Source organism: Escherichia sp. MOD1-EC6819, assembly GCF_002965765.1.
In the GTDB taxonomy this organism is placed as follows: domain Bacteria; phylum Pseudomonadota; class Gammaproteobacteria; order Enterobacterales; family Enterobacteriaceae; genus Escherichia; species Escherichia ruysiae.
On sequence record NZ_PTRG01000006.1, the window covers coordinates 114,643 to 128,849 of the forward strand.

At 49.4% G+C, this 14,207-nt stretch carries 13 protein-coding genes and 6 tRNA genes; 9 read left to right on the forward strand and 10 right to left on the reverse strand.

Annotation, left to right across the window (positions count from 1 at the left end):
• Positions 1-133: 133 nt before the first annotated feature.
• On the reverse strand, positions 134-1,099 hold the full coding sequence (gene glk / locus A7Z06_RS10305) for a glucokinase (protein WP_000170385.1): 966 nt from the start codon (positions 1,097-1,099) through the stop codon (positions 134-136).
• Positions 1,100-1,302: 203 nt separating this feature from the next.
• On the opposite strand from glk, the gene A7Z06_RS10310 reads away from it, so the two are divergent.
• Entirely contained in the window at positions 1,303-2,559 is a 1,257-nt protein-coding gene (locus A7Z06_RS10310) for an ion channel protein (protein ID WP_032225851.1), read from the forward strand.
• A gap of 114 nt (positions 2,560-2,673) precedes the next feature.
• Positions 2,674-3,000 (forward strand): DUF2502 domain-containing protein YpeC, encoded by a 327-nt coding sequence (gene ypeC, locus A7Z06_RS10315; protein WP_000490072.1) that lies wholly within the window; start codon positions 2,674-2,676, stop codon positions 2,998-3,000.
• 145 nt (positions 3,001-3,145) lie between these two features.
• Here the strand turns inward: ypeC and A7Z06_RS10320 are convergent, their stop codons facing one another.
• The gene (locus tag A7Z06_RS10320) at positions 3,146-4,384 is read right to left on the reverse strand and encodes an Nramp family divalent metal transporter (protein ID WP_000186377.1); all 1,239 of its coding nucleotides are present in this window, start codon (positions 4,382-4,384) and stop codon (positions 3,146-3,148) included.
• Positions 4,365-4,424, reverse strand: a complete 60-nt coding sequence (locus A7Z06_RS22435; RefSeq protein WP_423779531.1) for a hypothetical protein — start codon at positions 4,422-4,424, stop codon at positions 4,365-4,367. The genes A7Z06_RS10320 and A7Z06_RS22435 overlap by 20 nt, the downstream gene beginning before the upstream one ends.
• 298 nt (positions 4,425-4,722) lie before the next feature.
• Here A7Z06_RS22435 and nupC point away from each other — a divergent pair, with 298 nt between their 5' ends.
• Positions 4,723-5,925, forward strand: coding sequence for a nucleoside permease NupC (nupC, locus tag A7Z06_RS10325; RefSeq protein ID WP_001516818.1), 1,203 nt, complete (start codon positions 4,723-4,725; stop codon positions 5,923-5,925).
• A 55-nt stretch (positions 5,926-5,980) separates the two neighbouring features.
• Here the strand turns inward: nupC and A7Z06_RS10330 are convergent, their stop codons facing one another.
• The 3 genes from A7Z06_RS10330 to A7Z06_RS10340 form a co-directional block, all read right to left on the reverse strand.
• Positions 5,981-8,170: a bifunctional diguanylate cyclase/phosphodiesterase gene (locus A7Z06_RS10330; protein WP_105279416.1), complete on the reverse strand. Its 2,190-nt coding sequence runs from the start codon at positions 8,168-8,170 to the stop codon at positions 5,981-5,983.
• Positions 8,171-8,377: 207 nt separating this feature from the next.
• Positions 8,378-8,453: transfer RNA gene (locus tag A7Z06_RS10335), tRNA-Ala, on the reverse strand.
• Between the two features lie 39 nt (positions 8,454-8,492).
• Positions 8,493-8,568 (reverse strand) — tRNA-Ala (locus tag A7Z06_RS10340).
• A gap of 220 nt (positions 8,569-8,788) precedes the next feature.
• Here A7Z06_RS10340 and A7Z06_RS10345 point away from each other — a divergent pair.
• Together A7Z06_RS10345 and A7Z06_RS10350 are read left to right on the forward strand one after the other, a co-directional pair.
• The gene (locus A7Z06_RS10345; protein ID WP_000472029.1) at positions 8,789-9,148 is read left to right on the forward strand and encodes a YfeC-like transcriptional regulator; all 360 of its coding nucleotides are present in this window, start codon (positions 8,789-8,791) and stop codon (positions 9,146-9,148) included.
• Between the two features lies 1 nt (position 9,149).
• A complete protein-coding gene (locus tag A7Z06_RS10350; RefSeq protein ID WP_000826490.1) occupies positions 9,150-9,542 on the forward strand; it encodes a MerR family transcriptional regulator in 393 nt (130 codons plus the stop codon).
• A gap of 50 nt (positions 9,543-9,592) precedes the next feature.
• Here the strand turns inward: A7Z06_RS10350 and gltX are convergent, their stop codons facing one another.
• Entirely contained in the window at positions 9,593-11,008 is a 1,416-nt protein-coding gene (gltX, locus tag A7Z06_RS10355; protein WP_000695648.1) for a glutamate--tRNA ligase, read from the reverse strand.
• 258 nt (positions 11,009-11,266) lie between these two features.
• On the opposite strand from gltX, the gene A7Z06_RS10360 reads away from it, so the two are divergent.
• From A7Z06_RS10360 to A7Z06_RS10375, 4 genes are all read left to right on the forward strand, one after another.
• Positions 11,267-11,342: transfer RNA gene (locus A7Z06_RS10360), tRNA-Val, on the forward strand.
• 44 nt (positions 11,343-11,386) lie between these two features.
• Positions 11,387-11,462 (forward strand) — tRNA-Val (locus tag A7Z06_RS10365).
• Positions 11,463-11,508: 46 nt separating this feature from the next.
• Positions 11,509-11,584 (forward strand) — tRNA-Val (locus A7Z06_RS10370).
• Between the two features lie 4 nt (positions 11,585-11,588).
• Positions 11,589-11,664, forward strand: a tRNA-Lys gene (locus A7Z06_RS10375).
• 106 nt (positions 11,665-11,770) lie between these two features.
• On the opposite strand, the gene xapR is transcribed toward A7Z06_RS10375, so the two are convergent.
• Genes xapR through xapB form a run of 3 tightly spaced genes read right to left on the reverse strand, consistent with a single transcriptional unit; the run spans position 11,771 to position 14,163 of the window.
• The gene (gene xapR / locus A7Z06_RS10380; RefSeq protein ID WP_000439925.1) at positions 11,771-12,655 is read right to left on the reverse strand and encodes a DNA-binding transcriptional regulator XapR; all 885 of its coding nucleotides are present in this window, start codon (positions 12,653-12,655) and stop codon (positions 11,771-11,773) included.
• Positions 12,656-12,695: 40 nt separating this feature from the next.
• On the reverse strand, positions 12,696-12,854 hold the full coding sequence (locus A7Z06_RS10385; RefSeq protein WP_000651752.1) for a DUF1427 family protein: 159 nt from the start codon (positions 12,852-12,854) through the stop codon (positions 12,696-12,698).
• Between the two features lie 52 nt (positions 12,855-12,906).
• Complete coding sequence (gene xapB, locus A7Z06_RS10390) at positions 12,907-14,163, reverse strand: xanthosine/proton symporter XapB (protein ID WP_000020387.1); 1,257 nt, start codon at positions 14,161-14,163, stop codon at positions 12,907-12,909.
• Positions 14,164-14,207: the final 44 nt, after the last annotated feature.

Here is a 14,207-nt window from a genome sequence, read left to right on the forward strand (position 1 = left end):
ACTGGAGAATTAATCCCGTAGTGCGGAAGTGTGACGCAGGTCGGCCTTGTGATGAAACACAAAGAAAAATTGAACTAACCGTATGATTTAAAAGATTATCGGGAGGATTATCTCCCGATATGGCAGGAAGGATTTACAGGACGTACCCTAAGGTCTGGCGTAAATGTGCACCTGAGCCGAGAAGACCCGGATTGTCATGGACGATAAGATAAGCCGGAATATCATGGACATATTCTTTAAAGCGGCCTTTGTCTTCAAAAGCGGCACGGAAACCAGAGGCTTTGAAGAATTCAAGGAAACGCGGCACGATACCGCCCGCAATAAACACGCCGCCAAATGTGCCGAGATTGAGCGCCAGATTGCCGCCAAAACGGCCCATAATCACGCAAAACAGCGACAACGCGCGGCGGCAATCGGTGCAACTGTCGGCCAGCGCGCGTTCGGTAATATCTTTTGGCTTGAGATTTTCTGGCAGACGGTTATCTGCTTTCACAATCGCGCGGTACAAATTCACCAGCCCTGGCCCAGAGAGCACGCGTTCAGCAGAGACATGGCCTATTTCAGCACGCAGTATTTCGAGAATAATGGCCTCTTCTTCGCTGTTTGGCGCAAAATCAACGTGACCGCCTTCGCCTGGCAGGCTTACCCAGCGTTTATCAACATGAACCAGATGCGCCACGCCTAGCCCCGTTCCGGCACCGTAAACCGCGATAGGTTTACCTTCAACTGGTTCCTTACCGCCAAACTGGATCAGATGCTCTTTTTTCAGCATCGGGATCGCCATCGATACAGCGGTAAAATCGTTAATAATTTCCAGATGGCTAAAACCGAGATTCTTTTTCATTTCGGCAATTGAGAACGCCCAGGTATGGTTGGTCATTGCCACCCAGTCACCGGTAATTGGGCAAGCGATGGCAATACAACCGTCTTTCACCTCGACCTTATGTTCTTCGAGATAAACGCGGATAACCGCTTCCAGGCTGGGATAATCAAGCCCAGAATAGGTTTTAGCCTGCGAGATTTCACCACTGGTAATATCACACAGAGCAAGACGTGCGTTGGTGCCGCCCACATCACCGACTAATGCATACTTTGTCATTCTTCTACTGCTCCGCTAAAGTCAAAATAATTCTTTCTCACACTGTAAATACCTGGGAGCCTAACAACAACGCCGGAAAGGCGGGCTCCCTGTAAATATCGATCTGGGTCACACTATTACTTTATCGTTTCAGCACCAATTGCAGCGATGCCTTTATGCAAGCTGGGCAAACTAAGTATCTGACCCCGCATAAGGAATAGAACATGCTCCATTCGCGAGCCAGAACCATGTTGTTATTATCGCTTCCCGCCCTGGCAATTGGGATTGCGTCCAGTCTTATTCTGATTGTGGTGATGAAAATCGCCTCGGTATTACAGAATTTACTCTGGCAACGACTGCCGGGAAGTCTGGGGATAGCCCAGGATTCACCGCTGTGGATCATCGGAATATTAACGCTGACGGGGATCGCAGTGGGACTGGTTATCCGTTTCAGCCAGGGTCATGCCGGACCAGATCCCGCCAGTGAACCGCTGATCGGCGCGCCAGTCCCCCCTTCTGCGCTACCAGGGCTTATCGTAGCATTAATTCTCGGTCTTGCCGGTGGCGTCAGCTTGGGGCCGGAACATCCGATTATGACTGTTAATATCGCCCTCGCGGTAACGATAGGCGCTCGCCTGTTACCTCGAGTTAACCGGATGGAATGGACTATTTTAGCCTCAGCCGGAACTATCGGTGCGCTATTTGGTACACCTGTTGCGGCGGCGTTGATATTTTCGCAAACCTTAAATGGCAGTAATGAAGTGCCGCTATGGGATCGACTCTTTGCGCCGTTAATGGCAGCGGCGGCTGGTGCGCTGACGACAAGTCTATTTTTCCACCCCCATTTTTCGCTGCCCATTGCGCATTACGGACAGATGCAGATGGCAGACATTATCAGCGGTGCGATTGTAGCGGCGATTGCCATCGCTGCGGGGATGGTCGCCGTATGGTGTCTGCCACGGTTGCACGCAATGATGCATCAGATTAAAAACCCTGTGCTTATGCTCGGGGTTGGCGGGTTTATTCTCGGTATTTTGGGCGTTATTGGTGGGCCGGTTTCACTGTTTAAAGGGCTGGATGAGATGCAGCAAATGGTGATGAATCAGGCTTTCAGCACCAGTGATTACTTTTTACTGGCAGTGATTAAGCTCGCCGCTCTGGTCATTGCCGCCGCCAGCGGGTTTCGTGGCGGGCGAATCTTCCCGGCAGTGTTTGTTGGCGTGGCGTTAGGTTTGATGCTACATGAACACGTTCCCGCAGTCCCGGCGGCAATTACTGTCTCCTGCGCTATTCTCGGTATGGTACTGGTGGTAACGCGCGATGGCTGGTTAAGCCTGTTTATGGCGGCAGTCGTTGTACCTGATACCAATCTGCTACCGCTACTTTGTATCGTTATGCTTCCGGCATGGCTATTGCTGGCTGGCAAACCGATGATGATTGTGAATCGCCCGAAGCAGCAACCACCCCACGATAATCTTTAGCAAAAAATGCTCTCCATCATGATTTAAGAGTTATGGCGATGAAACGGGGCTTTACCTCCCCGTAATATTGCGTTAACAGGCCGCTGACGGCTTCGATCGTGAAGGAGAATAACAATGTTCAGGTCACTGTTTCTGGCGGCCGCCCTGATGGCTTTTACCCCGCTTGCGGCAAACGCAGGTGAAATTACCCTACTGCCATCAATCAAATTACAAATTGGCGATCGCGATCATTATGGTAATTACTGGGACGGTGGTCATTGGCGCGACCGTGATTACTGGCATCGTAATTACGAATGGCGTAAAAACCGCTGGTGGCGTCACGATAATGGCTACCACCGTGGCTGGGATAAGCGTAAAGCGTATGAGCGTGGCTATCGTGAAGGCTGGCGCGACCGTGATGATCATCGCGGGAAAGGTCGTGGACACGGACATCGTCATTAAACACATCCACCAATGGAGCACGATGCCTGATGCGACGCCCGCGCGTCTTATCAGGCCTACAGCCCCACTCCATTATTGAACGCGTAGGGCGGATAAGGCGTTTACGCCGCATCCGCCAGTGATGCCTGGTACGACGCCAGTTGAACTACAACCCCAGCGCCGTTCCCACCAACAGCCAGATATTCAGCGCCACTACCAATACCACAATCACCCAGCCAGCCTGTTTTACGCGTTTGCTGTTCACCAAATCGCCCATCAACTTACTGTCGCTGGTGAAAATCAACAGTGGAACCAGCGCCAGGGCGATACCAAAACTTAGCAGCACCTGACTCATGACCAGAATTCGTGTCGGATCTAATCCCATCAGGATGACAATAAATGACGGTAACATGGTCACTGTCCGGCGCACCCACAGCGGGATATGGAAACGAATAAAGCCCTGCATCACCACCTGCCCCGCCAGCGTACCCACCACCGTTGAAGAAAGCCCTGCTGCCACCAGGCTTAAACCAAAGACCGTCGCTGCAGCATTGCTTAACAGCGGTTGCAGCGTCAGGTAAGCTTCGTCAAGATCGGCGACACCAGTATGGCCGGAAAAGTGGAACGCGGCAGCAGCCGTTGCCATCATCGCCAGATTGACAAAACCAGCAATAGTCATGGCAATCGCGACATCCCATTTGGTGGCTGAATAACGTTGCTGGCGTGACCCACCATGCAGATGCTGGGTCAGCGAAGAGTGCAAATAAATCACATGCGGCATAATTGTCGCACCCAGCACACCCGCAGCCAGGAAGACCGCCTCTGAGGTCGGTAAACTCGGGATCACCATCCCTTTACTCAACTGCACCAGGTTAGGCTGGGAGAAGATCAGCTCAACAATGTAAGCCGCTGCGACAAACAGCAGTAGCCCGCCAATCACTTTCTCCAACGGTTTTTGCCCGCGACGTTGCAGCATTAAAATGAGGAAGGTTGCGATACCCGTTAATACGGCGCCCTGCAACAGCGAAACCCCAAGAATGAGTTTGAAACCGATAGCCGCACCAATAAATTCCGCCAGGTCGGTAGCCATCGCAATAATTTCTGCCTGAACCCAATAGAACCAGACGACCGGACGCGGGTAGTGATCGCGAATTTGTTCCGCCAGATTTTTACCGGTGGCAATCCCCAGTTTGGCCGAGAGGATCTGAATCAACATCGCCATCAGATTAGCCCAGACAACAACCCACAATAGCTGATAGCCGAAGCTGGCACCCGCCTGAATATTGGTCGCAAAGTTACCAGGATCGATATAACCAATCGCCGCAATGAACGCAGGTCCCATTAATGCGAGCCTCATCTTGCGCGCCGCCCGTCCGCTGCTACTCTCAACGCGATAGTTCGTCATCTTGTTGTGCCTCTAAAACATAGCCTTTGCTATGTTTCATGCTATGTCAAACGAGAATGATTATCAAATTCATTTAAATGGGTTGTGATGATTTCTCTGATAGACCAGGATTATGACTACGAAAAGATTGATGGTTTGAATGTTATTTTTATGTTTAATGTTAGCACATTTACATAACTTTCCGCTTCCATACACAACATAGCAGAAATGTAGGACAGCTCACTATTTTTGAAGCTTGTCACAGGACGTCATTATAGTGTGTGTCAGATCTCGTTTTCCTGAATCATGTTGCATAGAATGTGCACGGAAATTTAACCTGCCTCATATTTGGAGCAAATATGGACCGCGTCCTTCATTTTGTACTGGCACTAGCCGTTGTTGCGATTCTCGCATTGCTGGCAAGCAGCGACCGCAAAAAAATTCGTATCCGTTATATTATTCAACTGCTTGTTATCGAAGTATTACTGGCGTGGTTCTTCCTGAACTCTGACGTTGGTCTGGGCTTCGTGAAAGGCTTCTCCGAAATGTTCGAAAAACTGCTCGGATTTGCCAACGAAGGTACTAACTTCGTCTTTGGTAGCATGAATGATCAAGGCCTGGCGTTCTTCTTCCTGAAAGTGCTGTGCCCTATCGTCTTTATTTCTGCGTTGATCGGTATTCTCCAGCACATTCGCGTGTTGCCGGTGATTATTCGCGCGATTGGTTTCCTGCTTTCCAAAGTCAATGGCATGGGCAAACTGGAATCCTTTAACGCCGTAAGCTCCCTGATTTTGGGACAATCCGAGAACTTTATCGCCTATAAAGATATCCTCGGCAAAATCTCCCGTAACCGTATGTACACCATGGCAGCAACGGCGATGTCCACCGTGTCGATGTCCATCGTTGGCGCATACATGACGATGCTGGAGCCGAAATACGTCGTTGCTGCACTGGTACTGAACATGTTCAGCACCTTTATCGTACTGTCGCTGATCAACCCTTACCGCGTTGATGCCAGCGAAGAAAACATTCAGATGTCCAACCTGCACGAAGGTCAGAGCTTCTTCGAAATGCTGGGTGAATACATTCTGGCAGGTTTCAAAGTCGCCATTATCGTTGCAGCGATGCTGATCGGCTTTATCGCCCTGATCGCCGCACTGAACGCACTGTTTGCCACCGTGACTGGTTGGTTTGGCTACAGCATCTCCTTCCAGGGCATCCTGGGCTACATATTCTATCCGATTGCATGGGTGATGGGTGTTCCTTCCAGTGAAGCACTGCAAGTGGGCAGTATCATGGCGACCAAACTGGTTTCCAACGAGTTCGTTGCGATGATGGATCTGCAGAAAATTGCTTCCACGCTTTCTCCGCGTGCAGAAGGCATCATCTCTGTATTCCTGGTATCCTTTGCTAACTTCTCTTCTATCGGGATTATCGCGGGCGCGGTTAAAGGCCTGAACGAAGAGCAAGGTAACGTCGTTTCTCGCTTCGGTCTGAAACTGGTTTACGGCTCTACGCTGGTGAGTGTGCTTTCTGCGTCAATCGCAGCACTGGTGCTGTAAGTCCAATACATTCATTAAAAAAGCCGGGGATAATTCCCCGGCTTTTTTACGTCTGTTAATCAACTAATGGCTGAGGGCGACCAATCAAATACCCTTGCAGATATTGCACCCCAAGTTTATGCAATAACGCCTGCTGCTGTTGCGTTTCGACAAACTCCGCTACCACGCTTAACGACTTCGCTTTCGCCAGGTCGGTAATTGACCGCACAATCATCGCATCCAGCGTATTAGTCACTATATCTTTCACAAAGACGCCATCAATCTTGATGATATCGGCCTGCAAACGTTTTAATCGCTCGTAGTTGGCATAACCAGTGCCAAAATCATCAATCGCAATACGGAAGCCAAATTTATGCAGTTGCTCGATGTTGTACATGCTGCTTTCTGCATTTGAAAACGCCTGCTCCTCGGTGATCTCAAGAATGACTGTCTCCGGGGAGATGTGATAACGCTTAAACAGACGAATAATCCGCCCGGCGATATTTTTTTGCAGCAGAGTGAGCGGCATTAAATTGACTGAAAAGCGCGGACCTTTATTGTTGGAAGGGTGAGTTGCTAACCACTTCAACAGAGATTCCAGCACCTGCAAATCGAAACGCGCGCTAAGGTTAAACTGGGCGATAAGCGGCAGAAATTTATCCGGCGTCATAATGCCGTCGTCATATTTCAGACGCGCCAGGATCTCATCATAGCCCTGCCCCTCTTTGTTTCGAATGGGCTGAGCGTAGAGGAGCAAGTCACCATTATCTAACGCCTTACGAATGGTGTTCAGCAACAGTACCTGTTTGGTGGTCTGCCCGGACGCTATTTCCTCTCGATTATCCAACGCCAACACATGATGATGAACGCAGGATTGTTCCGCCAGCCAGCTTAACTGCCCCAGCATGGGCTGCAGGGTTTCCTGATTGCCATCAAAACGCCCCCAGGCGGCACCATAGCCCATATCCAGGCCGGTGTTGTTCCAGTGAATCTGCCGACTATTGAGGATGTTAACCATATGCTGTAGTCGACCTTCCGTTTCCGGCCCGGTCAGTACCAACAGCAATTCACTGCCCGGCAGTTGATACAACTTTTCGTTTTCCTGCATCAACGGCAGCAAGGTACGGTAAATTGAGCGGATACAATGAACACGCATCACCAGGCCGTAATGACGACTCAGAAACTCAAGATTATCAATACGCAGGCAGCAAAAACTCTTTCCTGCCTCCTGCTCTTGCGATTGCTCCAGTGCACGAAAGTTGGGTAATAGCGTTAATGGATCGGTCAGCGCCTGCAAATGCCAGCGGCGATTAAGCCATTCACTTCGATGATAAATACGCACCATGTAAAGCAGGCAAACGCTAAAGGAAATCAGCACCGCGAGAATAAATGCCAGCGAATATTCGGTTTCGACTCCTTGTAAAAAATTCTGGTTGTAATTCAGGAGGAAAAGAGTCGAAACAGCCCAGGTGAGATTTAAAAACGGATAACGAAGTTTACCAACACCAAGGGTAAAGATGATGAAGAAAACGGGCACCAGGTAACCGGCAATAAAATCGTTTTCATAAGGCGTACACATCAGAAGCAGCAGCACGCTAAGAGTTACCAGCCAGCTTAAAGTAAATGCACGTTTCTCTTTGTTCAGCGACGGGGCGATATCCCTGCGCCACAATATCTGCGCAAAGTGGGGACTTACAACCATGCGAGTGAGATAGTAAAAGAACATGTTGTAAATCAGCACAGCGGTGAAAAGGCTAAGCAAATCAACGACCGTGAAAATAGCATCTGCATCGCCGAAAAATGTCGATATCTTTAGCGGGAAATCAAAAAAGCTACCCACCAGATACATGCTGCCTTTGATGCCAATCGGCGTCACTAAACCAAGCCAGAAGAGACGTTGCCAGACGTATCGGGTGGTCAACCCATAACGCCAACGCGTTCCTAACTGCCAGCGTAATATTGCACAGGCACACAGCACTACAAATGTCTGGCTGCCGAGCATGACGGCAGTTTGCAAAAATGAGAGATGAAAATTCCACAGATTAGTGCAAAACATCCCGCATAAAACAGGAACAACACCACGCCAGCCAAAGATGAATAATATTGACAGCATTACGCACAGTGGCATCCACGCCAGAAAGATATAGCTGGAATGGATAACGGCCAGTGGCGAAATAAAACGGGATAGCTGAATAAGTACCACGGTGAGCGTAAACGCCAGTGTGAATATCTTGATATTTTTTATCAGGTTATGCTCCACAAACATGAGTAGACTACTCTCACTGATCGGGGTTTTCAGGCACACAAATAATAAGTTTATTCGCATCGCGAAGCAAACAGGGGCCGGCCTGTTGCCGATTTTTCATCCAATGATGCTTTCACCAGGCGGCACTAACCCGGACGTAGACTGTATTACAAAAGCGGCAAAAATCAGAGACAAAAAACCCCCGCTTCACAGCGAGGGTTTGAAATTTGGTGGAGCTAAGCGGGATCGAACCGCTGACCTCTTGCATGCCATGCAAGCGCTCTCCCAGCTGAGCTATAGCCCCACGAGGCGTTTACGTACCAAATTTGCTGGGTGCAAAATTTGGTGGAGCTAAGCGGGATCGAACCGCTGACCTCTTGCATGCCATGCAAGCGCTCTCCCAGCTGAGCTATAGCCCCGTCACGTAAAGCTTGTCGAGTTGACGGGCGGCATCATATGAATTCCGTCCGAATGTGTCAACGGCAAATTGCAGCGCCTTGTTTCAATCGCTGAAAAATCAGGCAAATGAACATTTTTGGATTACGCCTCGCATTCAGTAGTTATTCATGTCACGGTTTCATGTAAATTGATGCTATAAAATGAACACTTAATAGACCCACAACTATTCCGGGAATTGTTATGTTCAAGGAGAGGATGACGCCAGATGAACTTGCCAGACTGACCGGTTATAGCCGCCAGACCATTAATAAATGGGTACGCAAGGAAGGCTGGACGACATCACCCAAACCAGGCGTCCAGGGGGGCAAGGCTCGACTGGTACACGTCAATGAACAGGTTCGTGAATATATTCGCAATGCAGAACGCACGGAGGGTCAGGGAGAAATACCCGCCCTGTCTGGCGATGCACCGCTTGAAGTGCTGTTAGCTACGCTGGCGAAAGAGATGACGCCGGCTGAACAAAAACAGTTTACATCATTGCTTCTGCGGGAAGGGATTATCGGGTTATTACAACGCTTAGGGATTCGCAATAGCAAATAATATGAAAAGATTACGCAATAAAATGACCACCGAAGAACTGGCGGAATGCCTCGGTGTGGCTAAACAAACCGTTAACCGCTGGATTAGAGAAAAAGGCTGGAAAACAGAAAAATTTCCCGGAGTGAAAGGAGGTCGCGCCAGACTTATTCTACTGGACACACACGTTTGCGAATTTATTCAAAACACGCCTGCCTTCCATAATACGCCAATGCTTCTTGAGGCCGAAGAACCCCTTGCTGAATACGCGCCAGGTATGCGCACTCCGGCTTATCGGCAAATCATCAGCGCAATAGACAATATGACTCACAGTGAGCAGGAAAAAGTTGCGCAATTTTTATCGCGTGAAGGAATTCGTAATTTCCTTGCCCGTCTCGACATAGACGAATCAGCATAAATAAAAAACGGCAGGGGTATTTCTCCTGCCGTTTATCTTTTATGCGCTAATTACTGCTGGTTTTCGCGTTCAGCAATAAAAGCCAGAGCTTTATTGATGCGCTCGATGCTACGTGCTTTGCCGATCGCGTGAACGGTAACATCCAGTGCCGGAGACTGCCCCGCACCAGTAACGGCGACACGCAGCGGCATACCAACTTTACCCATTCCCACTTCCAGCTCGTCCGCCGTCGTCTGAATAGCGTGGTGAACGTTTTCAGCTGTCCAGTCAGTAATCGCGGCCAGTTTGTCGCGAACTACTTCCAGCGGCTGACGTGCTACCGGGCGCAGATGTTTTTTCGCTGCATCGGCATCGAACTCAGCAAAATCTTCGTAGAAGTAACGGCAGCTCTGTGCCATCTCTTTCAGCGTCTTGCAGCGTTCACCCAGCAGTTTAACCAGATCCGCCAGCTGCGGGCCGTTGCGGGTATCGATATTTTCCTGCTCGATGTGCCACTGTAAATGGGTAGCAACATACTCCGGCGGCAGCGTGTTAATGTAGTGATGGTTCAACCACAGCAGCTTGTCGGTATTGAACGCGCTGGCGGATTTGCTGACGGCATTCAGGGTGAAGTATTTGATCATCTCTTCACGGGTGAAGATTTCCTGATCGCCGTGAGACCAGCCCAGACGCACCAGATAGTTCAGCAACGCTTCCGGCAGATAGCCGTCATCACGATACTGCATTACGCTGACCGCACCGTGGCGTTTGGACAGTTTTTTACCATCATCGCCGTTGATCATAGAAACGTGCGCATAAACCGGCACTGGTGCTTTCAGGGCTTTAAGAATGTTGATCTGGCGCGGCGTGTTGTTGATATGGTCTTCACCACGGATAACATGGGTGATTTCCATATCCCAGTCATCGACAACTACACAGAAGTTATAGGTCGGAGAACCATCGGTACGGCGGATGATCAGATCATCCAGCTCCTGGTTGCTGAACTCGATCGGACCACGGATCTGATCGTCAAAAACCACAGAACCTTCTTGCGGATTAGCAAAACGAACGACACATGGTTCATCATCAGCATGATGTTCATGGTTGTGGCGGCAGCGACCGTCATAACGCGGCTTTTCACCTTTCGCCATTTGCTCTTCACGCAGTGCTTCCAGACGCTCTTTAGAGCAATAGCATTTATAGGCCGTGCCCTCTTCCAGCATCTGATCGATAACTGCGTTATAGCGATCAAAACGTTTGGTCTGATAGTACGGACCTTCATCCCACTCCAGACTCAGCCAGTTCATACCATCCATAATGGCTTCGATAGCTTCCGGCGTAGAACGCTCAAGATCGGTGTCTTCAATACGCAGCACGAACTCACCGCCGTGGTTACGTGCAAAAAGCCAGGAGTAAAGAGCAGTACGCGCGCCGCCAACGTGCAGATAGCCTGTTGGGCTTGGCGCGAAGCGAGTTTTGATTTTCATGAAATGGCCTTACGTTTAGAAAGATGCCGACAACCGGCAAATCCTGGAAAAATTGAGTGGGCGATATTCTATCACTCCAGCCTGATTCCTCAATGTAGTTCGGGTTGCTACATGATGCATTATTGTTTTCGTTGAGAAATTGCGCAACGCGGTCTGTTTTGCGATCATCCTGCTTAATTTTACGACGAACAAACAAATTCTTTAGAAAATGCGTTGACTCATTTCCAACTCTCCCTATAATGCGACTCCACACAGCGGGGGTGATTAGCTCAGCTGGGAGAGCACCTCCCTTACAAGGAGGGGGTCGGCGGTTCGATCCCGTCATCACCCACCAACTACTTTATGTAGTCTCCGCCGTGTAGCAAGAAATTGAGAAGTGGGTGATTAGCTCAGCTGGGAGAGCACCTCCCTTACAAGGAGGGGGTCGGCGGTTCGATCCCGTCATCACCCACCACTTTCTCGCCAGCTAAATTTCTTGCAATAATGTGAAGTACCGAAGTGGGTGATTAGCTCAGCTGGGAGAGCACCTCCCTTACAAGGAGGGGGTCGGCGGTTCGATCCCGTCATCACCCACCACTTCGGGTCGTTAGCTCAGTTGGTAGAGCAGTTGACTTTTAATCAATTGGTCGCAGGTTCGAATCCTGCACGACCCACCAGTGTAAAAAAGCGCCCTAAAGGCGCTTTTTTGCTATGTGCGATTTGCGAAATTGCCAGATTCGCTTCGCTTATCAGACCTACGATTTCCGGCTATCTCCCCCTCGCCTACTGTCTCAATGCTGCCAACAGCTTAACCATCGCGGGCGTCACCTGCTGCGTTTCATAAACAATATATAAATCTGCCGGGATGCGCTCTTTGAGCGGACGGAAAATGACACCAGGCCAGTTCATCTGTGCATAGCTGTCTGCTATCAATGTGATACCAATGCCCATACTGATCATGGCCAGCACCGTTTGTGGTTCATTAACTTCGCGAATAACAACCGGTGAAAAACCCGCCTGCTGACAAACGCGCTGCAAAAATTCCCAGTCAGTGTACACGGGCGGCATTGTGACAAAATACTCGTCACGTAGTGCTTCCAGCGGAACGTCGGAATATGATGAGAGGTGATGCTCTTCAGGCATCGCTACCAGAAACGCCGATTCATGCAAGCGTAAGCTGGTAAAATCTTCCGGTGGTTCTGTCGCCATTCGCCAGATCCCGGCATCGAGTTCGCGGCGCTCCAACAGCGCCATTTGCATCGCAGGCATCTTTTCGCGAAACAGTACTTCAACGTTGGGGTTTTCCCTAAGGAATCGCCGCATAACCGGCCGCATCCGTCCCCACATTGCCGTTCCGACCACACCGAGTTCAATCCGCCCTGCTTCTCCCCGGCCTATTTGTTCAATCCGAGCCAACACCTGATTTGCATTCATCAGCAACCGGCGCGATTCTTCCATCAAGATTTTGCCCGCGTGTGTCAGGGCGACGCTGCGCGAATGACGAATAAAAAGCTGTGTGCCGAGTTGATTTTCCAGCTCTTTAATATGAATACTGAGCGGAGGCTGAGACATATTTAAACGCGCCGCTGCGCGGCCAAAATGTAACTCTTCCGCTACAGCAAGAAAATAACGGAGCAACTTAAGGTCTGTTCTGTAAATGCGTTCCATAATTAAATGCTCCGTTTAATAAATATATCTTATTAAATTATCACGGCATAAAGTATTTCACCACCAGATAACCTACATACATAAACACAATAGATAATATACCCGGCAATACATTTGGCACGGGAATAGGTAACCGCACGATTGTAAATAAAGCACCAATACCAAAACCGACGCCAGAAGAAAATAAAATATCTTTCATTAATTAACCTTTATCATAAAAGCAGCCCTGAAAAACGGAGCTGCCAGTTCTTTTAATGTGTCACTGTTCGATGTGTTATCTTTTCAGGGTCATGGTTATATTTAAATCCAAAGAAAAATATCACTGCGAGGAAAAGAGAATATCCTGCAAACATCAGCCAGATAGTTTGCCAGTCTTTTACGCCATCTACCGAGAAGTAATCCACTGCCATGCCGCTCAGAATCGAGCCAACCCAAGCACCGACACCATTTACCATGGTCATAAAGAGCCCCTGTGCGCTGGCACGAATGTTGGAATCAACTTCCTGTTCAACAAAGACCGAACCGGAAATATTGAAGAAATCAAATGCGCAGCCGTAAACAATCATCGACAGCAGCAGCAAAATAAACCCAGTTGGTGACGGATCGCCATAAGCAAAGAAGCCAAAGCGCAGCGTCCAGGCCACCATACTCATAAGCATGACCGTTTTGATGCCGAAACGCTTCAAAAAGAACGGAATCGTCAGAATGAAACCGACTTCAGCCATCTGTGAAACTGACAATAAAATGGACGGATATTTCACCACGAAGCTATCAGCAAACTCCGGGTTACGGGCAAAATCATGCAGGAACGGGTTGCCAAAAACGTTGGTAATTTGCAGTACCGCGCCCAGCATCATGGCGAAGAGGAAAAAGATGGCCATACGCGGATTTTTGAATAGCACAAACGCGTCCAGACCGAGTTTACTGGCAAGCGAAGTAGTCACTTTTTTCTGCGCAACAGGAATTTTAGGCAAAGTCAGCGCGTAAGCCGACAGCAGCAGAGACGCACCGGAAGCGATATACAATTGCAGGCTGCTCAATTCCAGATGCAGTAAGCTTACTGCCCACATCGCAATGATGAACCCCACCGTACCAAAAACGCGAATAGGCGGGAAAGCTGTCACCGGGTCAAGCCCGGCCTGAGCGAGGCAGGAATAAGAGACGCTGTTTGATAACGCGATGGTCGGCATAAATGCCATTGCATTGACTAACATCACCCAAAACATCGTATCCGGATCACTGACGGATGCCGCATAAAAAAGCACGCCAGCACACACCAGGTGGCACAGCATATATGCGCGTTCCGCACGCAGCCATTTATCCGCGATAATCCCCATAATGCCGGGCATAATAATCGCAGCAATCCCTTTGGAGCTGTAGACCATACCGACGTTAGCGCCGGTAAAATGAAGGGTATTAATCATGTAGGAACCGAGGGTAACCAGCCAGCTCCCCCAGATAAAATATTGCAAAAAGGACATTACCTTTAAGCGCAAAGCGATGCTCATAATCGTTTCCTTGTCGCATCATGTGGCCTCACCCGTGAGGCCGT